Raw genomic sequence first — 21,533 nt, 5'->3', positions numbered from 1 at the left:
ATGACCGTCGACAACGGGATCCTCACCGGCATCCGCCGTGTCCCCGTGGCGGCCACGGAGGCCTTCATCGTGGTCGAGGCCGGCCCGCCGGAGATCGACGCGTACCGACGGCTGCGACGCGAGGTGTTCGTCCGCGAGCAGGGACTGTTCGAGGGCCACGACCGCGACGACGCCGACGACGACCCCCGCACCGTCGTCCTCGTCGCCCGCACGACGGACGGCGAGGTGCTCGGCGGCGTGCGGTTGCACCCGGCGCCGCACGCGTCGACCGCCGGCCGCGACATCGCCTGGTGGCGCGGGAGCCGCCTCGCCGTGCTGCCGGCGGCGCGTCACGGCGTCGGCGTCGGTGCCGCACTGGTGCGGGCCGCCTGTGCCCGCGCCGAGGCGGCAGGCGCCCTGCGCTTCGACGCGCAGGTCCAGGCCCGGCACGCAGCGCTGTTCACGCGGCTCGGGTGGGAGGTCCGGGGCGACGTCGACCTGCTGGGGCAGCCGCACGTCCTCGTCGACTGGCCCATCGGTCGGGTCCAGAGGCTCGCGACCGCCACGAAGGCGCCGCTCGGTGCCCTCCTGGCCGGGCTCGACGGGCCGGCCGGGTTCCGCGGGGACGACGGCGTCCCCGTGCCGGGCTCGGACCTGGTCGCCGCGTGCGACGCGATCCTGCCCTCGATGGTCGAGCGCGACCCCGAGTGGGCCGGCTGGTGCGCGGCGCTGGTCAACCTCAACGACCTGACGGCGATGGGCGCCGCACCGGTCGGTCTGCTCGACGCCGTGGGCGCCCGGGACGCCTCGTTCGCGCAACGCATCGTGGCCGGGCTCCGCTCCGCGGTCCAGGCGTGGGAGGTGCCCGTGCTCGGGGGCCACACCCAGCTCGGGGTGCCGGCCGCCCTGTCGGTCACCGCCCTCGGACGCACGTCGCGCCCGGTGCCCGGCGGGGGAGCGAGCCCCGGCGAGGCGCTGCGACTGACGGCCGACCTCGGCGGAGGCTGGCGACCTGGCTACACGGGAGCCCAGTGGGACTCCTCGTCGCACCGCACCGGCGAGCAGCTGCGAGCCCTGGGTGGCGTCGTCGGCTCCCTCGCGCCGACGGCGGCGAAGGACGTCAGCATGTCCGGCCTCGTCGGCAGCACGGGCATGCTCGCCGAGGCCAGCGGTGTCCGCGCCCTGGTCGACGTCGAGCGCGTGCCGACACCGCGGGGCGCCACGCACGGGGACTGGTTCACCTGCTTCCCCGGCTTCGCGATGGTCACCACGGATCGACCGACGGCGGACGCGGGCGACCTGCCCGGGTTCGTCACTTCAGAGGTCTGCGGCGAGATCACCGCCGGGGCCGGGGTCGGGCTGCGCTGGCCCGACGGAGTGGTGACGGAGGCCGTCCGCGGTCCCGTCACCGGAATGGGAGCAGCATGACCACCTTCGCAGCCGTCTCGGAGAACTTCGGGCGCGACGTCGACCAGAACCTCAGGCGCATCGCCGAGCTCGCAGCGTCCGCCCGCGGACGCGGGGTCGACCTGCTCGCCCTGCCGGAGGCCTGCCTCGGCGGCTACCTGTCCGTGCTCGGCCGGGGCCGGGACGGCAGCCACGACGAGCAGCCCGAGTCGCTGCCGCCCGTCATGGACGTGGAGGGTCCCGAGCTGCGTCGTGTCGCCGAGATCGCCGGCGACATGACCCTCGTCGTCGGCCTCTGCGAGTCCGACGGGGCCACCCGGTACAACAGTGCGGCGATCGTCACGGGGGACGGGGTGCTCGGCGTGCACCGCAAGGTGCACCAACCCCTCGGCGAGGGCTCCTTCTACGCGGCGGGCGAGACCTTCGAGGCGTTCTCGACGCCGGTCGGCCGCCTCGGCGCCCTGATCTGCTACGACAAGGCCTTCCCCGAGGCGGCGCGCGCCCTGGCCCTCGACGGGGCGGAGGTCGTGGCCTGCATCTCCGCCTGGCCGGCCTCCCGGACGGCGACGGCGGACGACCTCGCCGACGATCGCTGGACGCACCGCTTCAACCTGTTCGACAGCGCGCGGGCCCTGGAGAACCAGATCGTGTGGGTGGCCTCGAACCAGGTCGGCACCTTCGGCTCGCTGCGGTTCGTCGGGAGCGCGAAGATCGTCGGTCCCGGCGGCGACGTCCGGGCGACGACGGGGACGGACGGCGGCACGGCCGTCGCGAGTCTCGACGTCCGTGCCGAGCTCGAGGGTGCACGACGGGCCATGTTCCACCTCGGTGACCGGCGTCCGGAGACCTACCGGGAGCCCGTCCATGCCTGAGATGACGTTCTCGGTGCGCTGGCCCGACGGACGGATCGAGCCGTGCTACTCGCCCTCGCTCGTGGTGCACGACCACCTCGAGGTCGGCCGGACCTACGCCGTGGAGGAGTTCGTCCGACGTTCCTCCGAGGCGCTCTCGGTCGCGAGCGAGCGGGTCCGGGCGCGGTACGGCTTCGCCTGCAGCGCGTCCGACGCCTCGCGCGAGCGCATCGAGGACGCCGCGTCGGCGTTCGCCCCCGACGCGAGCGTCGAGGTCGTCGCGATGCACCCGCCCCTGCCAGGAGGACCCGCATGACCATCCCCGTCGCGATCGTCGGAGCCGGGCAGGCCGGGCTCTCCGTCAGCCACCACCTCATGGCGCGGGGCGTCGAGCACGTGCTCCTCGAGGCCGGCACGCCCGCCCACGAGTGGGCGGACAGCCGGTGGGACAACTTCACCCTGGTGACCCCCAACTGGCACTGCCGTCTCCCGGGCTACGCGTACGACGGGCCCGACCCGGACGGGTTCATGACCCGCGACGAGGTCGTCGCCTGGCTGGACGGGTACGTGCGCTCGTTCGACCCACCCGTCCGGGACCACACCCGCGTCGTGGAGGTCCGGGAGCGGGAAGGGGGCGGGTTCGTCCTCGACCTCGAGACCCCCGACGGCCCGGAGTCGATGGAGGCGCAGGACGTCGTCGTGGCCACCGGCGGCTACCACCGTCCGATCGAGCCGGCGTTCGCCCGGGCCATCGACCCGTCCATCGTCCAGCTGCACTCGCAGGAGTACATGCGGGCCGACCAGCTGCCGGCCGGTGCCGTGCTGGTGGTGGGGACCGGCCAGTCCGGTGCACAGATCGCCGAGGACCTCCACCTCGAGGGCCGCCAGGTCCACCTCGCACTCGGCAACGCACCCCGGGTGGCACGGACCTACCGCGGTCGCGACTGCATGACCTGGCTCGCCGACATGGGGCTCTACGACACGGCCGTGCAGCAGTACCCGGGCGGGCTCGCCGCGCGCGAGAAGACCAACCACTACGTCACCGGACGCGACGGCGGGCGGGACATCGACCTGCGCGTCTTCGCACGCGAGGGCATGCGTCTCTACGGTGCCGTCGTCGACGCCCGTGGCACCTCCCTCGACGTCGCGCCGACCCTGACGGCCTCGCTCGACGCGGCCGACGCCGTGTACACCTCCATCCAGCGGGACATCGATCGCTACATCGAGCGCGAGGGCATCGACGCCCCCGTCGAGGATCCGTACGCGCCTCCCTGGGCGCCCGCCGAGGACCCGACGTCCCTGGACCTCGCCGCCGAGGGGATCACGTCCGTCGTGTGGGCCATCGGCTACCGGCCCGACTACCGCTGGCTCCGCGTCGGGGTGTTCGACGGCACGGGACGACCCACCCACACGCGGGGCGTGACGTCGGTGCCCGGCCTGCACTTCGTCGGCCTCCCGTGGATGCACACCTGGGGGTCCGGGCGCTTCCTCGGCGTCGCGGCCGACGCCGGTCACGTGGCTGACTGCATCACGGGTGCCCTCCGCCCGGTGGTGCAGGAGGCTTGACGTGCGGATCGGCGCGGTCGCCGCCCACTTCGGGCGCGACCTCGACCGGGGCCTCGAGAAGATGCAGCGGATCGTCGACGACGCCCGGACGAGCGGCGTGGAGCTGCTCGTGTTCCCCGACGCCACCCTGGGTGGCTACCTCACCGACCTGCGGCACCCGTCCGCCGACGCGATGCCGCCCGCCCTGCGCGAGGACGCCTGGCAGATCGCCCGCGTCGTGGAGATGGCGGGCGACATGGTGGTCTGCTTCGGCTACACCGAGGAGACGACGCGGGGCGAGGAGGTCGTCCACCACAACGCGGCGCTCTGCGTGACCGGCGACGGGGTGCTCGGACGTCACCGCAAGGTGCACCAGCCCGCGGGCGAGGCGCTGGCCTACCGGGCGGGGGAGCGGTTCGGTGCGTTCGACACCCCGGTCGGCCGGCTCGGCATGGTGATCGACTACGACAAGACGTTCCCCGAGTCGGCCCGGTCGCTCGCCCTCGACGGCGCCGACGTCGTCGCCTGCCTCTCGGCCTGGCCGGCGAGCATCACGGACCGCGCGTCCCGTCTGCCTCAGGACCGCCAGTCACGGTTGTTCGACCTGTACGACAGCGCGCGGGCCGCCGAGAACCAGGTCGTGTGGGTGTCCTCGAACCAGACGGGGGTCATGGGCGGCCTGCGGTTCCTCGGCCAGGCCAAGGTCGTCGGCCCGGGCGGGGACGTGCTCGCCCGCACCTGGTCGAAGGGTGCCCTGGCGGTCGCCGAGGTCGACGTCCAGCACGAGATCGCCCGGTCACGCCGGATCCTCCACCACCTCGAGGAGCTGACGCCGAGCAGCTACGTCACCGATCGTCGGGGACGCTGATGCGCGTCGCTCTGCTCACCTACTCGACCAAGCCCCGCGGCGGCGTGGTGCACACCCTCGCCCTGGCCGAGGCGCTGGACCGCCAGGGCTGCGACGTCGACGTCTGGACCTTGGCGCGCGGAGGTGACCGGACCTTCTTCCGATCCGTCGACCCGGCCGTCGGCGTCCACGCGGTGCCGTTCCCGGAGGTGCCGGCGGAGGGCGTCGGGGCCCGCATCGTCCGCTCGATCGACACGCTGGCCGCCGCGCTCGCCGACGTCTCCTACGACGTGGTCCACGCCCAGGACTGCATCAGCGCCAACGCCGTGCTGGCCGCCGGGCTGCCCTGCCTGCGCACGATCCACCACCTCGACACCTTCACCACCCCCGAGCTGGTGGCCTGCCACGACCGCGCCGTCGTCGAGCCGAGCGGGCACGTCTGCGTGTCGGAGACGGTGGCGATGGAGGTCGCGGCGCAGTTCGGCGTGCGACCGGTGGTCATCCCCAACGGCGTCGACGCCGCGCGCTTCGCTCGCGCGGCCGGGCCGGACGCCGCCGCCTCTCGAGGTCGGTGGCAGGAGGAGCTCGGACCGTACGTGCTCGCGCTCGGCGGCATCGAGCCCCGCAAGGGCAGCATCGACCTGCTGGAGGCCTTCGCGCTCATCCGCCGCCGACGCCCCGAGATGCGCCTGGTGTTCGCGGGCGGCGAGACGTTGTTCGACTACCGCGACTACCGCGCCGCGTTCGACCGGCGGGCGTCCGAGCTCCACCTGCAGCCCGCCCTGCTCGGCGTGGTCGACGACGACGAGCTCCCGTCCCTGGTGGCCGCGGCGTCGGCCATGGCGTTCGTGTCGACCAAGGAGGGCTTCGGTCTCGCCGCGATGGAGGCGCTGGCCGCCGGGGTGCCGGTCGTCGCCCGCGACCTGCCGGTGCTCCGCGAGGTCTTCGGTGACGCCGTCGTCTTCGCCTCGGACCTGATGAGCATCGCGGGATCGCTCGCAGACGTGCTCGAGAACCCGCCCGACCCGGAGGCCGGTCGGGTCCTGGCGCGCTCGTCGTCGTGGGAGGCGGCCGCGTCCGCCCATCTCGACCTCTACGCGCGACACGCAGGGCGGGCATGACGGTCAGCATCGGTCGCGCCCTCGACGTGCTGGCCCAGGAGGCACCCGACGCCGTGGCCGTCCGGCACGGCGACGTCACCATGACCCGACGTGAGCTGGACCTCGACACCACGCGCCTGGCGCGCCGGTGGTCCGACCGGGTGGGCCAGGACGACCTGGTCACCGTCGCGCTGCCGAACGGCCTCGACTTCGTGCGGGCCTGCTTCGCCGCCTGGAAGCTCGGTGCGACCCCACAGCCGTTGTCGACCACGATCGGGGCGGAGGAGCGTGACCGCGTCCTCGAGCTGGCCGGGCCGGCACTCGTGGTCGACCAGCCGATCGGCGTCGTGGACGGCGACGACGCCCCCGTGCCGGACCGGGTCGCGGCGTCGTGGAAGGCCCCGGTCTCGAGCGGGAGCACCGGTCGTCCGAAGCTCGTGCGCGCCGCCGCAGCGGGCACCGTCGACCCGCACGGGCCGGTCGCCGAGTTCGTCCCGCGCGACGCCGTGCAGCTGGTCGCCGGCCCGCTGACCCACGCCGCCCCGTTCGTCTACGCGATGCGGGGCCTGATGACGGGTCACGAGGTGGTGCTGATGTCGGGCTTCGACCCCGACGCGTGGCTCTCCCTCGTCGCCGAGCACCGGGTGACCTGGGGGATGCTCGTCCCGACGATGATGCACCGCATCCACCGACTGGGTCAGGACCGTCTCGACGCCGCCGACGTCTCGTCGCTGGACTCGGTGCTGCACCTCGGGGCGCGGTGTGCGCCCTGGCTCAAGCGCGCTTGGATCGACTGGCTGGGGCCCGACCGGGTCGTCGAGGTCTACGCCGGGACCGAGTCCCAGGGGATCGCGACGATCTCGGGACGGGAGTGGCTCGACCACCCGGGGTCGGTCGGTCGGGGCTGCGGCGGCTCCCGGTTCCGCGTGGTCCGGCCGGACGGGTCGGACTGCGACCCCGGCGAGGTCGGCGAGATCGTCATGCGTCGGGACGCGCCCACGTACGAGTACGTCGGCGCCCGACCGCAGGTGCGCGACGGCTGGCACACCCTGCGCGACAGCGGCCACCTCGACGCCGACGGGTACCTCTACGTCGGCGACCGCCTGGACGACGTCATCGTGACGGCCGGGGGACCGGTGCAGCCCGCCGACGTCGAGCAAGTGCTCGATGCCCACCCGGACGTGGCTGGATCCGTGGTCGTCGGACGTCCCGACGAGGAGCGCGGCGAGGTGGTGCATGCCGTCGTGCAGACCACCGCGAGCGTCGCGGAGCTGACCAGGTGGGTCGCCGGTCGGCTCGACCGGGAGAAGCGCCCACGCTCATGGGAGGTCGTCACGGAGTCGCTCCGGTCCGACACCGGGAAGGTGCGGCGGCGCGACTGGCGGGAGCGGTACGTCACCGCGGGGGCGCATCGGGGCGACCGTCGCGGCGAAAGTGACGAAAGTCCTTCGGAGGCCGGGACCATCGCCTAGGCTCGCACCGACGTCGTGCTGGGAGGCACTGGGAGAGGCGTCACGGGAGATCATCGTGTGGAGTCGTGTCAGCGCTGCCGTCGTGGGCGCCGTGCTCGTGGTGGGACTGCTCGGCGCGCCCGCGGAGGCGGCCGCCAAGCCGTCGAAGGTCGGGCTCATCACCTTCACGGGTGCGAGCCTCAGCGGGACCAAGGCGTCGCTCACGCTGCGCTGGCCCGCGGCCCGCAACGCCAGGTCGTACGAGCTGTTCATCTCGCCGTCCTACAGCGGCGTGCTGAAGGCCAAGGTCTACAAGCGCACCAGCAAGACGTCGATCACCCTCGCGGGACTGAAGCGGGGCGCGACGTACTTCATCACGGTCCGCGGCGTGAACGGCTCGACGAAGGGTGCCCGCGCCTCGCGGGTGGGACGGACGACGATCGTCTCGCAGGGATCCGGTGCCCACGCGCCTCGGAGCGTGACGACCTGGAACCTGTGCACGGAGAAGTCGGGCTGCGTCTCCGGCGGCGGAGCGTGGTCACGTCGCCAGGCGGCCTTCCAGGCCTTCGTGAAGGCCCGCAAGCCGTCCGTGATCGCCCTCCAGGAGTCCAAGGTGCTCGCCTCCGGACGTCCGACCGCCGTGCCCGACTACACGCGCGCGGCCTACTACTCCAGCAAGTCCCTGTTCCTGGACTCCTCCGTCTACGGCGTGGTGACCAAGGGCGATGCCACTCGCGACGAGATCGACGGCACTCTGCGCGAGTGCCGCGAGGCCGACGACGGACGGTACGGCTGCTTCTCGCTCGGTGGAGGCAAGTACGCGGTGTGGGCCGAGGTCGAGGACCTGGCCACGGGCCAGCACGTGATCTACGTGAGCGTGCACCTCACGAGCGGCAAGAGCGACGCGGCAGCGAGGACGCGCCGGACCGAGGTGACCAGGCTGGTCGACGCTGTCGCGAAGGCCAATCCCGACGGTCTGCCCGTCGTGCTGGCGGGTGACTGGAACAGCCACCGCAACCGGTCGAACGACTGGCAGGCCTCGGTGCTCCGCGCAGCGGGGTATCGCGACGCCTTCGACCTCGCCCGCAGCGTGGGCCGTCAGCACCACAACAGCTACAACGACTGGGAGACCTCCCCGACCACGTCGGTGACCTGGGGCGACCACGTCGACAAGGTGTGGGTCGTGCCCGGTCGGTCGGTCGTGAGCCGCTGGGAGAACGCGGCGCCGATGGCGGGGACCCGCTACGCCGCGCCGCTGGTCTCCGACCACAACCCGGTGCTGGTGCGCGTCTCGCTCGACTGACGGAGCGCGCGCACGGCCCATATTGCATCGTCCGCGATGTAATCTGGCCCGATGACCGATCCCACGGTGTCCGACCTGCTCTGCTTCGACCTGTACTCCACCTCGCGCCAGATGACGGCCGCGTACCGGCCCATCCTGGACGAGCACCACCTGACGTACCCCCAGTACCTGGTCCTGCTGGCGCTGTGGGAGCGGGACGGACAGAGCGTCAAGGACCTGGCGGCGCGTCTGCACCTCGACTACGGCACGCTGTCGCCGCTGGTGAAGCGGTTGGAGGCGCACGGACGCGTGGTGCGCGCGCGCAACCCCGCCGACGAGCGGTCCACCCTCGTGACCCTCACCGAGGAGGGCGCCGCGCTGAGGCCCCTCGCTGCGCGCATCTACGCCCACGGCGCCGAGATCCTCGACATGAGCGAGGCCGACCTCGTGACGCTGCGGCGGCTCGTCGGCACCGTGCGGGAGCGCCTGAGCGCGGCCGCGGGAGCCTGAGCGCATGGAGCCCGAGCGCCTCGACCTCGTCCGGTCCGTCGTCCTCTTCGTCCTGGCGGCCGTCGCCGAGATCGGCGGTGCATGGCTGGTGTGGCAGGGCGTCCGCGAGAACCGCGGCCTGCTGTGGATCGGTGCCGGCTTCGTCGCGCTGGGGATCTACGGCCTGGTGGCGACCCTGCAGCCCGATGCGAACTTCGGCCGGATCCTCGCCGCGTACGGCGGCGTGTTCGTGGCCGGCTCGCTGCTGTGGGGCATGCTCGTCGACGGCTTCCGGCCCGACCGCTGGGACGTGCTCGGTGCCACGGTCTGTCTCGTGGGGGTCGCGGTGATCATGTACGCACCCCGCGAAGCCTGACCCGCGCCGCGTCCGGGCGGCGTCGGACGGCAGGATGGTCGCGTGAGTGAACTCGCCGCCGATGCAGACCTCGCTGTCAGGCTCGTCACGGAGGCCGCCGCGCTGGCCGCCCGGATGCGGGCGGGCTCCGACCTCGACGTGCGCAGCAAGACCTCCGTCTCCGACGTGGTCACGGCGGCCGACCACGCCGCCGAGGCGCTCGTCGTCGAGGCGCTGCGGGCGGAGCGGCCGGACGACGGGCTGCTGGGCGAGGAGGGCACGGACGAGACCGGTTCGTCCGGCCGCCGCTGGGTGATCGATCCCGTGGACGGCACCTACAACTTCGCCAGTGGCTCGGACTACTGGTGCTCCGCCGTCGCCCTCGTCGACGGCGACGAGCTGCTCCTCGGAGCGGTGGCCCACGCGCGGGACGGGGTGCTCGTCGGAGGTCCCGGGACGCCCACCACCTGGAACGGTCGCGAGGTCGGACCCATGGCCGACGACGAGATCCGCCTGGTCGGCGCGGCCACCTACCTGCACCCGGGCAACGTGGGCGACGCGCACGTGCGCGACCCGTTCCTGCGTGCCGCGGCGCTCCCGGCCACCCTGCGCATGCACGGCTCGGGGTCGATGGACCTCGTCGGCGTGGTGACCGGACGACTCGGTGCCTGGTTCCAGCACAGCACCCCCGCGTGGGACTGGCTGCCCGGTGCCGCGCTCGTCAGGGGTGCTGGTGGCGTGGCGGAGCAGGTGGCGGTCGACGGGCTCACCTGGTCGGTGGCCGGTGGGCGCCGGAGCGTGACCGCCCTCCGAGACGCGCTGGAGGCGGCGCCGTGACGGCCGGGGCCCGTGCGGAGCGAGCCGTCGCGGTGTTCTGCGGATCCAGCCTCGGGTCCGACGCGGCGTACGGCGACGCGGCCGCCCAGGTGGGCCGCACGCTCGCCGAGCGCGGCGTCACGGTGGTCTACGGCGGTGGACGGGTGGGACTCATGGGGGTCGTGGCCGACGCCGCGCTGTCCGCCGGTGGCCGGGTGGTCGGCGTCATCCCGCAGTCGCTGCACGCGCGAGAGCTCGCGCACACGGGCGTCACCGAGCTGCACGTGGTCGAGACGATGCACGAGCGCAAGCTGCGGATGTCCGAGCTGGCCGACGCGTTCCTCGCCCTCCCCGGCGGCGCCGGCACGCTCGAGGAGATCGCCGAGCAGTGGACGTGGGCCCAGCTCACCATCCACGCGAAGCGGTGCGGCTTCCTCGACGTCAACGGCTTCTGGTCCCCGATCCGCCTGATGCTCGACCGGATGGTCGCCGAGGGCTTCGTCCGCCCGGAGCAGCAGGACATCGTCACGGTCGACGACGACCTGGAGCGCCTGCTCGCCCGCCTCGCCGAGCCGCCGGGCTGGACCGACAAGTGGGGCGGCGCGCTGCCGACCCCGACGCCGTGAGCGACCTGTCTCCGTCACCGCCCGACCGACCCGTCATCGAGGTCGTCGCGGCGCTCGTGAGCGGTCCGGACGGCCGTACCCTGCTCGTGCGCAAGCGCGGCACGTGTCTGTTCATGAACCCGGGCGGCAAGCCCGAGCCGGGTGAGGCGCACGTGGCGGCACTGCGCCGCGAGCTGGCCGAGGAGCTGGGCCTCGACGTGGCCGCCGGCGACCTCGTTCCCCTCGCCACGATCCGCACCGTGGCGGCCAACGAGCCCGGTCACGACCTCCTCGCGCACTGCTTCACGCTGCGTCTGGACGATCCTCGGCACGCTGCGGCCGCAGAGATCGAGGAGGCGCGGTGGGTCGACCCCGCCGACCCGGACGTCGCGCTCGCTCCCTTGGCCTCGGACCACCTCCTGCCGTGGCTGGTCCGGGGGCTCTGAGCCGGTCGGTCTCACCGGCCCCGGAAGCGGTCCATCTCGCGACGTTCACGCTTGGTCGGGCGACCGGCCCCTCGCTCACGTCGGGGCATCACGAGGCGTTCCTCGCGGGGCGGAGGGGGAGGCGAGTGATCGGTGTAGCACTCGACGGCGATGGCCGCACCGACCCGCTTGAGCAGCACCCTGCGGACCACGACGACACGGGGACCGCCGGGCGTGGTGGCCTCGACGCGGTCACCGACGTGCACGGCCTGCGACGGCTTGGCGCGCTTGCCGTTGACGTGCACCTGGCCGCCCTTGCAGGCGGTCGTGGCGGCCGACCGCGAGGCGAACAACCGCACCGACCACACCCACACGTCGGCGCGCACGCTCGTCGGCTCCACCCGTCCAGCGTAGATCCCGGGATCTAGGCTGGAGCCATGACACGACCCGACGAGGCGGAGACCATCGAGATCGCCGGCGAGATGATCCGGCTCGGGCAGCTGCTGAAGTTCGCCGACGTCGCCGAGTCGGGGGCCCAGGCCGGTGAGCTGGTCGCCTCGGGCGACGTGCGCGTCGACGGCGAGGTCGAGACCCGGCGCGGACGTCAGCTGCACGCCGGTTCGGTGGTGACGATCGCGACCCCGCAGGGTGCGCGGGTGCTGCGTGTCGAGACGGGCTCCGGCGACGGCGACGTCGACGTGCCCTGGTGAGCCGCACCGTGGAGGTCGTCGCCGACCGGGACCGGCCCGGCGCCGCCACCGTGCGCGTCGACGGCACGGAGCAGTCGTACGTCGACCTGGACGATCCCACCCGCCTGGAGTTCGACTACGTGCGTCGCATGGCCGACGTCGTCGACACCTCGTGGCCGGCCGGCGAGCAGGTGCGCTCGCTGCACGTCGGGGGAGCGGGCATGACGCTCGCGCGGTACGTGGCCGTCACCCGCCCCCGCTCGCGCCAGCTGGTGCTCGAGCCCGACGCCGCCCTCACCGAGCTGGTGCGCCGCGAGCTGCCGCTGCCCGAGCGCAGCGGCATCCGCGTGCGGCCGCAGGACGGTCGCGCCGGCGTGGCCAGCCTGCGCGACGAGGCCTACGACCTGGTGGTGGTCGACGCCTTCGACGGCGCCCGCGTGCCGGCCGACCTGGTGACCCGCGAGTGGTACGCCGACGTCGCGCGCGTGGCGGGCTCCAGCGGGATCGTCCTGCTGAACCTCGCCGACCGGGCTCCGTTCGGCTTCGTGCGCAACGCGCTGCGGGCGATCGAGACATCGCTCCCGCACCTGCTCGTGAGCGCCGAGCCGGCCACCTTGAAGGGACGACGCCACGGCAACGTGCTGGTGGTCGCGTCCCGGTGCCCGGTCGATCCGGGCCCGCTCTCGCGTCGTGCGGCCAGCTCGCCGTTCCCCTACCGGGTCCTCGACACCGCGCAGGTCCGGGACAGGCTCGCCGGGGGAGAGGCCTTCACCGACGAGCGCACCGAGCCCTCACCCGCACCGCCCGGCGGGGCGACGTTCTTCTCCTGACGCCCCGAGGAGTGCTCAGACGAGCCGCTCGCGCCACGCGGCGGGATCGCCCACCTGGAAGGCGGCGGCGTCGCCGAGCCCTTCGCGCTCCCACGTGACCACCAGCAGGTCCTGGCCGGACGAGCGGCCCATGAACGTCCGTGAGACGGACGCGGACGTGACGGTGTCCCGCGGGACCACCACGTCGCGGCCGGCCACGAGGGTGACGAACGCCAGGTGCTCGGGCCCGAGCAGCAGCGAGCCGATGCCACGGACCTGGGTCTGACGGTCCGACGCCACGGCGAAGAGGACGGCCTGCTCCGTGTGCTCGGGGCGGAGCTCGGCCACCCGACGCCGGTGCTGGCGGCGCAGACGCACCACGCGGACGACGGCCGCCGCGACCAGCAGCAGGACGAGACCCGCCACCAGGCCGAGCACCGTCAGCAGGACGTCCATGCCGGTCCGCTCAGGCCTTGAGCGCGCGCTCGAGCGCGTCGACCGCGTGGTCGATCTCGTCGCGCGTGATGACCAGCGGGGGAGCGATGCGCAGGGTCCGCTCGTGCGTCTCCTTGCACAGCACGCCCTCGTCGCGCAGCGCCATGGACACCTCGCGTCCGGTCTTGGCCATCGGGTCGATGTCGACGCCCGCCCAGAGTCCGCGGCCCCGGACCTCGGCGACGCCCTGGCCGACGAGGGCCTGCAGGCGGTCGTGCAGGTGGCGACCGAGGTCGGCGGAACGCTCCTGGAACTCCCCGGACGCCAGCAGCTGCACGACGGCGCGCCCGACGGCACAGGCCACCGGGTAGCCGCCGAAGGTCGAGCCGTGCTGGCCGGGCTTGAGCACTCCCAGGACGTCGGCGCGGCCGACCACGGCCGAGACCGGGATGATCCCTCCGCCGAGCGCCTTGCCGAGCGTGTAGAGGTCGGCGCGGACGTCCTCGTGGTCCAGCGCGAACAGGCGTCCGGTGCGGGCCAGGCCCGACTGGATCTCGTCGGCGATCAGCAGCACCTGGTTCTCGGTGCACGCCTCGCGGACGTCGGCCCAGAATCCCTCGGGCGGGACCACGACGCCGGCCTCACCCTGGATCGGCTCCATGAGCACGGCCGCCGTGTTCGGGCCGATCGCGTCGCGCACCGCCTGGGCGTCGCCGTAGGGCACCGTGACGAAGCCGGGGGTGAAGGGACCGTAGTTGTCGTGCGCGGCCGGGTCGTCGGAGAACGAGACGATCGTGGTGGTGCGACCGTGGAAGTTGTTCGTGGCCACGATGATCTCGGCGGCGTCGAAGGCCACTCCCTTGACCTCGTACGCCCACTTGCGGGCCACCTTGATGGCCGACTCCACCGCTTCGGCGCCCGTGTTCATGGTGAGCACCATCTCGGTGCCGGTGAGCTGGGCGAGCTCGCGGCAGAACGCCCCGAACTGGTCGTTGTGGAAGGCCCGCGAGGTGAGCGTGAGCCGGTCGATCTGCTCGTGCGCGGCCCGGACGAGGTCGGGGTGGCGGTGACCGAAGTTGAGAGCCGAGTAGCCGGAGAGGAAGTCGAGGTAGCGCGTGCCCTCGACGTCGGTGACCCAGGCGCCCTCGGCCTCGGCGATCACGACGGGCAGCGGGTGGTAGTTGTGCGCCCCCCACTGGTCGTCGAGCGCGATGATCCCTGCGGTGGTCTGCGTGTCGGACATGGCCACCACGGTAACGGCCGCCGCCAGGTCGCCGATGCCCCTGGCCTAGGGTCGTGCCGTGTCGATGATGCCCACCGTCAGCCCGCGGGGCGCCGCCGTGCGTGCGCTCCGGTCGGTGCTGGTGGGCCTGACCGTGGCCCTGTGCGGCGCCACGGCGCACGTGGGTGCCGGGGGAGAGGTCGGGGCAGGAGCCCTGCTCACGGTCGCGGTCGTCGCCTCGGCGACCACCGCACTCCTGGCCGGACGGCGGCTCACGACCGGCCAGCTCGTCGGTCTGCTGGCGCTCGGCCAGGTGGGTCTGCACGTCCTGGGGTCCGGATCGGGTCCGCACGACGCCTCGATGGTCCTCACGCACGTGGTGGCCACGGGCATCAGCCTGCTGGCGCTGCGCCACGCCGAGGACCTCTGGTGGCGTCTGGCCGACGCCGTCGGCGACGTGCTGGCTGTCCCGCAGGTCGTGCCCGTGCCTGTCGTCGACCACGTCGTCCGGGTGACGGCGACCGTCCACCGCGGTCGTCGGGTGGTCCGGACGGTCAGGAGTCGCGCGCCGCCCTCGGCGGCGTGACCGACCCGACCGTCCTGCACCACCCGTTCCTGCACCACCCGGAGGTTCCTTCATGTCCATGCACCACTCGCGTCTGCCTGCCCGGCTGACCGCCGCTCCACTCCTGACCGTCGCCGCCGTCCTCGCCCTCGCGGGACCGGCCTCGGCCCACGTGTCCGTCTCCTCGCCCGACGCCGCGCGCGAGGGGTACGGCAAGGTCGTGTTCCGCGTCCCCACCGAGTCCGACACGGCCGACACCACGAAGCTCGTCGTCACCCTCCCCGCCGACACCCCGTTCCTCCACCTCACCGCGCAGCCCAAGCCGGGGTGGAAGGTCTTTATGCAGGAGGGCCCGCTCCCCGAGCCCGTGGAGGTCGACGGCACCGAGATCACCGAGGCCGTCCGCACGGTCACCTGGACCGCCGAGGGTGACGGCATCGCACCCGGTGAGTTCGACGAGTTCGCGCTCTCCGGCGGCCCCTTCCCCGACGCGGACTCGGTCCGGTTCGCCGCCGAGCAGACGTACGACGACGGCGAGGTCGTCGACTGGGACCAGGTGCAGCAGGGCGACGAGGAGCCCGAGAAGCCCGCACCGACCCTCACCCTCCTCGCGGCCTCCGCCGACGGCCACGGCTCCGGTGGCCACGGGGCGGGTGCAGACGCCGACGAGGCCTCGAGCGCGAGCGACGACCAGGGAGGCTCCGACACCCTGAGCAGGGTGCTCTCCGCTGCAGCGCTCGCCGTCGCCGCGCTCGCCCTGCTGGGTGTCGTGCGGCAGGATCGACGCCGTGCGTAGATCTGTCGGTCCTCTCCTCGCGGTGCTCGTCGCGGCCCTGGTGGTCGCGGCGCCCCTGCCGGCGAGCGCGCACGCCGCGCTCGTCGGCACGGACCCGCGCGACGGAGCCGTGCTGGAGACGGCGCCGGCGTCGGTCACCCTCGAGTTCAACGAGCCGGTGACCCGCTCCGAGCTCGTGCTGACCGCGCCCGACGGGTCGCGCGTGCCCCTCGAGGTGTCCGCGCGCGACCGCGAGGTGACCGGCAGCGTCGGCGCGGACGCCGAGGCCCAGCGCGGCACGTACACGATCGCGTTCCGCGTGGTCTCGGCCGACGGGCACCCGATCGCCGGGACGTCGGAGTTCGAGACCACGTCGGGCCGGGCCGTCGAGCAGGTGGACCAGGCGCAGGACGACGAGTCGTTCCTGCACCGTCACGCCGAGCACCTCTGGTGGGCCGTCGGTGGTGGCCTGGTGGCCGTCGGGCTCATCCTGTGGCCACTCGTCCGTCGACGCAGCGAGGTCGACTCGTGAGCGTCGTGCGGTCGAGCGCGGCGGCTTTCCTCGTCGCCGCCGCGGCCTGCGTCGCCGCCCTGAGCCTGGGCGGCGGCGCGCCCCAGCCCGTGCCCGAGGGTCTGCCCGACCCCGGGCAGCTGGTCGGGTGGGGCCTGCCGCTGCTCAGCGTCGTCTCCGACGCCCTGCTGGTCGTGCTCATCGGCCTGCTGCTCGCCGCGGTGTTCCTCCTGCCGTCGTCGAGCGACGTCGTGCAGGGCCTCAGCGTCGACGCCGTCCGTGGGGCCGCCCGCGCAGCCGCGGCGTGGTCGGTGGTGGGTGTCGCGCTGTACGTCCTCACCGTCGCGGACGTGTTCGCCCGCACGATCGGGTCGATCACCTTCCCTCTGCTCACCGAGCTGGCGACCACGTCCACGGGCGGCGTGGTCCTGCTCCAGGTGGTGGTCGGTGCCGTGGCCTGGGGCGTCCTGCGGTGGACGATCTCCGTCCGTGCCCTGGCGGTCGGCCTCGGCATCGTCCTCGCCTCCCTCGTGCCCGTCTCCTTCGCGGGCCACTCGGCGCAGTCGGGGTCCCACGACCTCGCGGCCCTGAGCCTGCTGCTCCACCTGGTCGGCGTCTGCCTGTGGGTCGGCGGCCTCGTCGCCCTGACCTGGGTGGCGTGGCGGGGGAGCAAACGACTCACGCCCGCGCTCCGTCGCTTCTCCAGCCTCGCGCTGTGGGCCTTCGTGATCGTCGGGGTCTCGGGCGTGGTGAACGCCGCCGTACGCCTGCGCAGCGTCTCCGACGTCGTCGGCACCGGGTACGGGCAGCTCGTCATCGCCAAGGTCGTGGCACTCGTGCTGCTCGGCTGGTTCGGCTGGGTCCAGCGGCGACGCCTCGCGGACCGCGACGCGGGTTTCCTGCCGATCGCCGCTTCCGAGGTGCTGCTGATGGCGGCGACGATCGGGCTGGCCGTGGCGTTGTCGCGCACCCCGACCCCGGTCGGCGACGTGCTGACCTCCCCGGCGCAGGAGCTGCTCGGCGGACCGCTGCCGCCGGCTCCCGACGCGCTGCGCCTCGCCTGGGGGTGGTCCGCCAACGGTCTCGGACTGACGATCGTCGCGCTCGGCGCCGCGCTGTACCTCCGTGGTCTGTGGACGCTGCGCCGTCGTGGGGTCCACTGGCCGGTGGGCCGCACGATCTCCTGGTTCGTCGGGCTGCTCGTCGTGGCCTGGAGCACCGTCGGTGGACTGGGGGAGTACTCGCACGTGCTGTTCAGCGCCCACATGGTCTCCCACATGCTGCTCTCCATGGTGGCGCCGATCTTCCTGGTGCTCGCCGCGCCGGTGACCCTCGCCCTGCGCACCCTCCCGGGCCCGCGCCAGCCGGGTGACGTCTCGCCGCGCACCCTGCTGACGTCGTTCCTGCACTCACGGCTCATGGCGTTCCTGACCCACCCCGTCGTGGGTCCGGCCCTGTTCGTCGGCAGCCTCTACGCGCTGTACTTCACCCCGTTGTTCGGGTTCCTCATGCGCGAGCACTGGGGCCACACGGCGATGGAGGTGCACTTCCTGCTGGTGGGCTCGCTGTTCTACTACGTGATCATCGGCGTCGACCCCTCGCCGCGACGCCTCCCGCCGCTCGCGCGGTTCGGCGTCATGCTCGTGACGTTGCCGTTCCACGCGTTCTTCTCGATCGCGATCATGTCGTCGGCGACCGTCCTCGCGCAGTCGTACTGGACGACGCTCGAGCGGCCCTACAGCACCGACCTGCTGGCCGACCAGTACCTCGGCGGCAGCATCTCGTGGGCGCTCGGCGAGGTCCCGCTGATCCTGGTGATGATCGCCCTGCTCGCGCAGTGGTTCCGCTCCGACCAGCGGGAGGCCCGGCGCCTCGACCGAGCGGCCGACCGCGATGGCGACGCCGAGCTCGCGGCGTACAACGCCCGGCTCCAGGACCTCGCCGCCCACGGCAAGCGGCGCGACCCGGACGCCTGACGGCCCGCCCTCGGCCCGGACGCCCACGTCCTGCACGCACCGGGGCCCCGCACCGAACTCGGTGCGGGGCCCCGGTGACGAGGGGGAACAGGTCCTCAGAAGATGACCTGGCCGCCGCTCGTGGCTGCCGTGAAGCGCTCCTGGGCGTCGGCCCAGTTCGCGATGTTCCAGAACGCCTTGACGTAGTCGCCCTTGACGTTGAGGTAGTCGAGGTAGAACGCGTGCTCCCACATGTCGAGCTGGGAGACCGGGATCAGCGTGGCCGGGATGTTGGCCTGCTGGTCGTACAGCTGCACGATGACGAGCTTCTGTCCGAGCGTGTCCCAGGCCGTGATGGCCCAGCCCGAGCCCTGGATGCCCAGGGCCGTGGCCTCGAACTGCGCCCGGTAGGCGTCGAACGAGCCGAAGTTGTCGTCGATGGCCGCGGCGAGCTCGCCGGTCGGCTTGTCGCCGCCGTCGGGGGACAGGTTCTTCCAGAAGATCGAGTGGTTGATGTGACCACCGAGGTTGAACGCGAGGTTCTTCTCGAGCAGGTTGATCGTGTCGTACGACCCGGCCGCGCGGGACTCCTCGAGCTTCTCGAGGGCCGTGTTGAGGCCGTTCACGTAGTTCTGGTGGTGCTTGCTGTGGTGCAGCTCCATGATCTTGCCGGAGATGTGCGGATCGAGTGCGCCGTAGTCGTAGGGCAGCTCGGGCAGGGTGTAGTCGGCCACGCGTCCTCCTAGGTCGGGGCACACGTGGTGCCCGCGGTTTCGAATCTGGTCGTGCTCGTTCAGTCTGTCAGTCGCTCCCGCACACGCAAGAGCGGCCCGCCATGCGGACGCGGGGAGCTTTCGTCGCGCCGGTCCGGGACGTCCCCGTCCGTGCGGTGCGATGCCCTAGGCTGATCCCCGCGATGACGGAGCAGCAGGAGGATCGACGTGGGTGAGGACAGGGTCCTGACGATCCCGAACCTGCTCAGCGTGGTTCGGATCGTCCTGCTGCCGGTCTTCCTCTGGCTGGTGCTCGTGCCCGAGGCCGACGTGCTGGCCCTGCTCGTGCTCGTGGTCTCCGGCATCACCGACTACCTCGACGGCAAGCTCGCCCGGCGCCTGAACCAGACCTCGAAGATCGGCGCGATCCTCGACCCCGTCGCCGACCGGCTCTACATCCTCGCCGTGGTCGTCGGGCTCGCGCTGCGCGACATCATCCCGTGGTGGCTGGCGGTCATGCTGCCCCTGCGCGACGTCTTCCTGTTCAGCCTCGTGCCGTTCCTGCGCACCCGGGGCTACAGCTCCCTGCCGGTGCACTTCCTCGGGAAGGCCGCCACGGCGGGTCTGCTCTACGCCTTCCCGCTCCTGCTGCTGGGCGACGGCAGCGGCACGGTCGCCGACCTCGCCGACGTCTTCGGCTGGGCCTTCGCCATCTGGGGCGTGGGTCTCTACTGGTGGGGCGGGGTGCTGTACGCCTTCCAGGTGCGCCGGCTGCTGGCCACCACCGAGCGCGTCCCGCGCTGAGGTCGCTGCGTGTCCGCCGTCCGTCCCGCCGAGAACCTGCTGGAGCAGGTGGCCGAGAACGCGCTCGACGACGACTACTACGTCGTGCGGGCGGGGGAGCCGTACGGCGACCGCTCCGCGACGACACCCGCGGTCGGTGTCGTGGTGGCGGTCCTCGCGGCGCTGCTGACCATCACGGCGGTCCAGACGCAGAACGACCGGCCCGGGTCCGACCTCGAGCGGCGCACCCTCGCCGCCGACGTGGCCGACCGGCGTGACGTCCTGGCCGCCCGCCAGGGTGCCGCCGAGGCGTTGCGCGACCAGGTCGCAGCGCTCCAGGGCGGCGCCGGCCCCGAGACGTCGACCGACGTCGCCTCCGACACGGTGCTCGCCGGGGGCAGGGCGCTGCGCGGCACGGCGCTCGTGGTGACCATGGCGGGCAGCCCGGACGGCGAGCGCGCGGGTCGTCTGACGGTGCAGGACCTGCTGACCGTGGTGAACGGGCTCTGGTACGCCGGCGCGGAGGCGATCTCGGTGGGTGGCCAGCGCCTCACGTCGGAGTCGGCGATCAGCAGCATCGACGGCAACCTCACCGTCAACTTCTCGCGCATCGAGGTCCCGGTGCGCATCGTCGCCCTGGGCGACGGGGCCTCCCTGCGCTCCCGGCTGGAGTCCAACCCGGCGGGACGGTACCTCGCAGGTCGGGCCGACAGCGTCGGCATCTCCGTGGGCATGGCACCATCGGACGACGAAGAGGTGCCGTCCGCGCCCGAGGAGCAGACTGGCCTGCGCCGCGCCGAGCCACTGCCGGCGTCGGCGGACGACGCGCGAGGGGAGGGCTGAGCATGATCCCGGTGCTCGGACTCGTGGTGGGCGTGGCGCTCGGGCTGTTCCTGCAGCCGGAGGTGCCGTTGTGGCTGCAGCCGTACCTGCCCATCGCGATCGTCGCCGCCCTCGACGCCGTCGTCGGCGCCCTGCGCGCGCTCGGGGAAAGACGCTTCGACGACCGGGTCTTCGTGGTCTCCTTCATCTCCAACGTGTTCATCGCCGGCTTCATGGTTTTCCTCGGCGACCAGCTCGGCGTGGGCTCGCAGCTGTCGACCGGCGTGATCGTGGTGCTGGGCATCCGCATCTTCGCCAACGCGGCGGCCATCCGGCGCAGGATCTTCCATGCCTGAGTCCGACGACGCCGCGCCCGTCGCCCAGGAGTCCGGCAACCGGTTCGCGTCGCAGGCCGTGGTGGCCCTGCTCGTGGGCGCCCTCGCCTTCGGTGTCACCGTCCAGGTCCGTCAGGACGACTCGACCGACTTCGGGTCCTTGCGGGGGATCGAGCTCGTCGAGCTGCTCAAGTCGGTGGACGTCGCGAACGAGCGCCTCGCGGCCCAGATCGACGACCTGACCGCCACCCGCGACCGGCTCCTGAGCTCGCGCGGCGACTCCGGCGAGGCCGAGGACGTGGCGCGCCAGCGGGCCGAGGAGCTCGCCGTGCTCGCCGGCTCGATCGGTGCCACGGGCCCCGGCGTCCGGCTCAGCATCGACGACGCCGACGGCGTGGTCGACGCGGGACTGGTGCTCGACGTGCTCCAGGAGCTGCGCGAGGCGGGGGCCGAGGCGATCGTCGTGAACGAGACCGCCCGCGTCGTGGCGCAGACCTACGTGCTCGACGACGAGGACGGCCTGCGCATCGGAGGTCGCCAGGTCACCAGCCCGTACGTGATCGACGTCATCGGGGATCCCGGCACCCTGGACGAGGCGGCGTCGTTCCGCGGCGGCATCATCGACATCCTCCGCGCCCGCGGCGCCCAGGCCTCGGTGGCCCGGCGCGACACCATCACCATCACGGCCCTGGCTGACGTGAAGACCCCCGAGTACGCTCGTCCCGACGTCGGCGGCTCGTGAACCGGCCCCAGCTGATCTCACGACC

The 21,533-nt window shown here is 72.9% G+C and carries 27 protein-coding genes; 23 read left to right on the top strand and 4 right to left on the bottom strand.

Annotated features, from left to right (window positions below; genetic code table 11):
* The 13 genes from ASF38_RS01340 to ASF38_RS01280 are packed head-to-tail and all read left to right on the top strand — an operon-like array spanning position 1 to position 11,173.
* Positions 1-1,407, top strand: coding sequence for an MSMEG_0567/sll0787 family protein (locus ASF38_RS01340; RefSeq protein WP_056573211.1), 1,407 nt, complete (start codon positions 1-3; stop codon positions 1,405-1,407).
* A complete protein-coding gene (locus ASF38_RS01335; RefSeq protein ID WP_055968398.1) occupies positions 1,404-2,258 on the top strand; it encodes a carbon-nitrogen hydrolase family protein in 855 nt (284 codons plus the stop codon). Before ASF38_RS01340 ends, ASF38_RS01335 begins: the two co-directional genes overlap by 4 nt.
* Positions 2,251-2,553: an MSMEG_0570 family nitrogen starvation response protein gene (locus ASF38_RS01330; protein ID WP_056573208.1), complete on the top strand. Its 303-nt coding sequence runs from the start codon at positions 2,251-2,253 to the stop codon at positions 2,551-2,553. The genes ASF38_RS01335 and ASF38_RS01330 overlap by 8 nt, the downstream gene beginning before the upstream one ends.
* Entirely contained in the window at positions 2,550-3,803 is a 1,254-nt protein-coding gene (locus ASF38_RS01325) for an MSMEG_0569 family flavin-dependent oxidoreductase (RefSeq protein ID WP_055968394.1), read from the top strand. The genes ASF38_RS01330 and ASF38_RS01325 overlap by 4 nt, the downstream gene beginning before the upstream one ends.
* A gap of 1 nt (position 3,804) precedes the next feature.
* A complete protein-coding gene (locus ASF38_RS01320) occupies positions 3,805-4,650 on the top strand; it encodes a carbon-nitrogen hydrolase family protein (protein ID WP_055968391.1) in 846 nt (281 codons plus the stop codon).
* Positions 4,650-5,750, top strand: a complete 1,101-nt coding sequence (locus ASF38_RS01315) for an MSMEG_0565 family glycosyltransferase (RefSeq protein WP_056573205.1) — start codon at positions 4,650-4,652, stop codon at positions 5,748-5,750. Before ASF38_RS01320 ends, ASF38_RS01315 begins: the two co-directional genes overlap by 1 nt.
* Positions 5,747-7,201 carry an AMP-binding protein gene (locus ASF38_RS01310; RefSeq protein WP_082480201.1) on the top strand — a complete coding sequence of 485 codons (1,455 nt, stop codon included), beginning with the start codon at positions 5,747-5,749 and terminating at the stop codon, positions 7,199-7,201. The genes ASF38_RS01315 and ASF38_RS01310 overlap by 4 nt, the downstream gene beginning before the upstream one ends.
* 55 nt (positions 7,202-7,256) lie before the next feature.
* Positions 7,257-8,483 (top strand): endonuclease/exonuclease/phosphatase family protein, encoded by a 1,227-nt coding sequence (locus ASF38_RS01305; RefSeq protein WP_156366746.1) that lies wholly within the window; start codon positions 7,257-7,259, stop codon positions 8,481-8,483.
* Between the two features lie 51 nt (positions 8,484-8,534).
* On the top strand, positions 8,535-8,972 hold the full coding sequence (locus ASF38_RS01300) for a MarR family winged helix-turn-helix transcriptional regulator (protein ID WP_056573199.1): 438 nt from the start codon (positions 8,535-8,537) through the stop codon (positions 8,970-8,972).
* 4 nt (positions 8,973-8,976) lie between these two features.
* Positions 8,977-9,327: a YnfA family protein gene (locus tag ASF38_RS01295; RefSeq protein ID WP_055968382.1), complete on the top strand. Its 351-nt coding sequence runs from the start codon at positions 8,977-8,979 to the stop codon at positions 9,325-9,327.
* 42 nt (positions 9,328-9,369) lie between these two features.
* On the top strand, positions 9,370-10,143 hold the full coding sequence (locus ASF38_RS01290) for an inositol monophosphatase family protein (RefSeq protein WP_055968380.1): 774 nt from the start codon (positions 9,370-9,372) through the stop codon (positions 10,141-10,143).
* Complete coding sequence (locus ASF38_RS01285) at positions 10,140-10,748, top strand: TIGR00730 family Rossman fold protein (RefSeq protein ID WP_056554748.1); 609 nt, start codon at positions 10,140-10,142, stop codon at positions 10,746-10,748. Before ASF38_RS01290 ends, ASF38_RS01285 begins: the two co-directional genes overlap by 4 nt.
* Positions 10,745-11,173 (top strand): NUDIX domain-containing protein, encoded by a 429-nt coding sequence (locus tag ASF38_RS01280; protein WP_235497340.1) that lies wholly within the window; start codon positions 10,745-10,747, stop codon positions 11,171-11,173. Before ASF38_RS01285 ends, ASF38_RS01280 begins: the two co-directional genes overlap by 4 nt.
* Positions 11,174-11,184: 11 nt before the next feature.
* Here the strand turns inward: ASF38_RS01280 and ASF38_RS01275 are convergent, their stop codons facing one another.
* Positions 11,185-11,553 (bottom strand): RNA-binding S4 domain-containing protein, encoded by a 369-nt coding sequence (locus ASF38_RS01275; RefSeq protein ID WP_056573196.1) that lies wholly within the window; start codon positions 11,551-11,553, stop codon positions 11,185-11,187.
* Positions 11,554-11,589: 36 nt separating this feature from the next.
* On the opposite strand from ASF38_RS01275, the gene ASF38_RS01270 reads away from it, so the two are divergent.
* Positions 11,590-11,862 (top strand): RNA-binding S4 domain-containing protein, encoded by a 273-nt coding sequence (locus ASF38_RS01270; protein WP_056554742.1) that lies wholly within the window; start codon positions 11,590-11,592, stop codon positions 11,860-11,862.
* Positions 11,859-12,671, top strand: a complete 813-nt coding sequence (locus ASF38_RS01265; protein ID WP_200914363.1) for a spermidine synthase — start codon at positions 11,859-11,861, stop codon at positions 12,669-12,671. The genes ASF38_RS01270 and ASF38_RS01265 overlap by 4 nt, the downstream gene beginning before the upstream one ends.
* Before the next feature lie 15 nt (positions 12,672-12,686).
* Here ASF38_RS01265 and ASF38_RS01260 read toward each other — a convergent pair whose 3' ends face one another.
* Together ASF38_RS01260 and rocD are read right to left on the bottom strand one after the other, a co-directional pair.
* Entirely contained in the window at positions 12,687-13,106 is a 420-nt protein-coding gene (locus ASF38_RS01260) for a hypothetical protein (RefSeq protein ID WP_055968373.1), read from the bottom strand.
* Positions 13,107-13,116: 10 nt separating this feature from the next.
* Entirely contained in the window at positions 13,117-14,328 is a 1,212-nt protein-coding gene (gene rocD, locus ASF38_RS01255) for an ornithine--oxo-acid transaminase (RefSeq protein WP_055968371.1), read from the bottom strand.
* Between the two features lie 58 nt (positions 14,329-14,386).
* Here rocD and ASF38_RS01250 point away from each other — a divergent pair, with 58 nt between their 5' ends.
* From ASF38_RS01250 to ASF38_RS01235, 4 genes are read left to right on the top strand one after another with little or no spacing between them, the layout of a single operon-like run.
* Positions 14,387-14,893, top strand: coding sequence for a hypothetical protein (locus ASF38_RS01250; RefSeq protein WP_156366745.1), 507 nt, complete (start codon positions 14,387-14,389; stop codon positions 14,891-14,893).
* A 52-nt stretch (positions 14,894-14,945) separates the two neighbouring features.
* The gene (locus tag ASF38_RS01245; protein WP_056573190.1) at positions 14,946-15,668 is read left to right on the top strand and encodes a YcnI family protein; all 723 of its coding nucleotides are present in this window, start codon (positions 14,946-14,948) and stop codon (positions 15,666-15,668) included.
* The gene (locus ASF38_RS01240) at positions 15,661-16,179 is read left to right on the top strand and encodes a copper resistance CopC family protein (RefSeq protein ID WP_162237275.1); all 519 of its coding nucleotides are present in this window, start codon (positions 15,661-15,663) and stop codon (positions 16,177-16,179) included. The genes ASF38_RS01245 and ASF38_RS01240 overlap by 8 nt, the downstream gene beginning before the upstream one ends.
* Entirely contained in the window at positions 16,176-18,134 is a 1,959-nt protein-coding gene (locus tag ASF38_RS01235) for a cytochrome c oxidase assembly protein (RefSeq protein ID WP_055968363.1), read from the top strand. Before ASF38_RS01240 ends, ASF38_RS01235 begins: the two co-directional genes overlap by 4 nt.
* Before the next feature lie 95 nt (positions 18,135-18,229).
* Here the strand turns inward: ASF38_RS01235 and ASF38_RS01230 are convergent, their stop codons facing one another.
* Positions 18,230-18,847, bottom strand: coding sequence for a superoxide dismutase (locus ASF38_RS01230; RefSeq protein ID WP_055968361.1), 618 nt, complete (start codon positions 18,845-18,847; stop codon positions 18,230-18,232).
* Positions 18,848-19,054: 207 nt separating this feature from the next.
* Here ASF38_RS01230 and ASF38_RS01225 point away from each other — a divergent pair, with 207 nt between their 5' ends.
* From ASF38_RS01225 to ASF38_RS01210, 4 genes are read left to right on the top strand one after another with little or no spacing between them, the layout of a single operon-like run.
* Positions 19,055-19,630, top strand: coding sequence for a CDP-alcohol phosphatidyltransferase family protein (locus ASF38_RS01225; protein ID WP_235492973.1), 576 nt, complete (start codon positions 19,055-19,057; stop codon positions 19,628-19,630).
* A gap of 9 nt (positions 19,631-19,639) precedes the next feature.
* On the top strand, positions 19,640-20,452 hold the full coding sequence (locus ASF38_RS01220) for a DUF881 domain-containing protein (RefSeq protein WP_055968357.1): 813 nt from the start codon (positions 19,640-19,642) through the stop codon (positions 20,450-20,452).
* A gap of 2 nt (positions 20,453-20,454) precedes the next feature.
* Positions 20,455-20,787, top strand: a complete 333-nt coding sequence (locus ASF38_RS01215; RefSeq protein WP_055968355.1) for a small basic family protein — start codon at positions 20,455-20,457, stop codon at positions 20,785-20,787.
* Positions 20,780-21,508, top strand: a complete 729-nt coding sequence (locus ASF38_RS01210) for a DUF881 domain-containing protein (RefSeq protein WP_056573184.1) — start codon at positions 20,780-20,782, stop codon at positions 21,506-21,508. The genes ASF38_RS01215 and ASF38_RS01210 overlap by 8 nt, the downstream gene beginning before the upstream one ends.
* Positions 21,509-21,533: the final 25 nt, after the last annotated feature.

This window comes from Aeromicrobium sp. Leaf272 (assembly GCF_001422865.1).
In the GTDB taxonomy this organism is placed as follows: domain Bacteria; phylum Actinomycetota; class Actinomycetes; order Propionibacteriales; family Nocardioidaceae; genus Aeromicrobium.
The sequence above is the reverse complement of the archived record's forward strand: the minus strand, read 5'-3'. Positions and strand labels throughout refer to the sequence as shown.

Coding starts and splice junctions, on each gene's coding strand:
- ASF38_RS01335 (WP_055968398.1), top strand. CDS start 1,404: ATGACCACCTTCGCAGCCGTCTCGGAGAACTTCGGGCGCGACGTCGAC.
- ASF38_RS01215 (WP_055968355.1), top strand. CDS start 20,455: ATGATCCCGGTGCTCGGACTCGTGGTGGGCGTGGCGCTCGGGCTGTTC.
- ASF38_RS01260 (WP_055968373.1), bottom strand. CDS start 13,106: ATGGACGTCCTGCTGACGGTGCTCGGCCTGGTGGCGGGTCTCGTCCTG.
- ASF38_RS01325 (WP_055968394.1), top strand. CDS start 2,550: ATGACCATCCCCGTCGCGATCGTCGGAGCCGGGCAGGCCGGGCTCTCC.
- ASF38_RS01210 (WP_056573184.1), top strand. CDS start 20,780: ATGCCTGAGTCCGACGACGCCGCGCCCGTCGCCCAGGAGTCCGGCAAC.
- ASF38_RS01295 (WP_055968382.1), top strand. CDS start 8,977: ATGGAGCCCGAGCGCCTCGACCTCGTCCGGTCCGTCGTCCTCTTCGTC.
- ASF38_RS01310 (WP_082480201.1), top strand. CDS start 5,747: ATGACGGTCAGCATCGGTCGCGCCCTCGACGTGCTGGCCCAGGAGGCA.
- ASF38_RS01270 (WP_056554742.1), top strand. CDS start 11,590: ATGACACGACCCGACGAGGCGGAGACCATCGAGATCGCCGGCGAGATG.
- ASF38_RS01300 (WP_056573199.1), top strand. CDS start 8,535: ATGACCGATCCCACGGTGTCCGACCTGCTCTGCTTCGACCTGTACTCC.
- ASF38_RS01315 (WP_056573205.1), top strand. CDS start 4,650: ATGCGCGTCGCTCTGCTCACCTACTCGACCAAGCCCCGCGGCGGCGTG.
- ASF38_RS01245 (WP_056573190.1), top strand. CDS start 14,946: ATGTCCATGCACCACTCGCGTCTGCCTGCCCGGCTGACCGCCGCTCCA.
- rocD (WP_055968371.1), bottom strand. CDS start 14,328: ATGTCCGACACGCAGACCACCGCAGGGATCATCGCGCTCGACGACCAG.
- ASF38_RS01330 (WP_056573208.1), top strand. CDS start 2,251: ATGCCTGAGATGACGTTCTCGGTGCGCTGGCCCGACGGACGGATCGAG.
- ASF38_RS01340 (WP_056573211.1), top strand. CDS start 1: ATGACCGTCGACAACGGGATCCTCACCGGCATCCGCCGTGTCCCCGTG.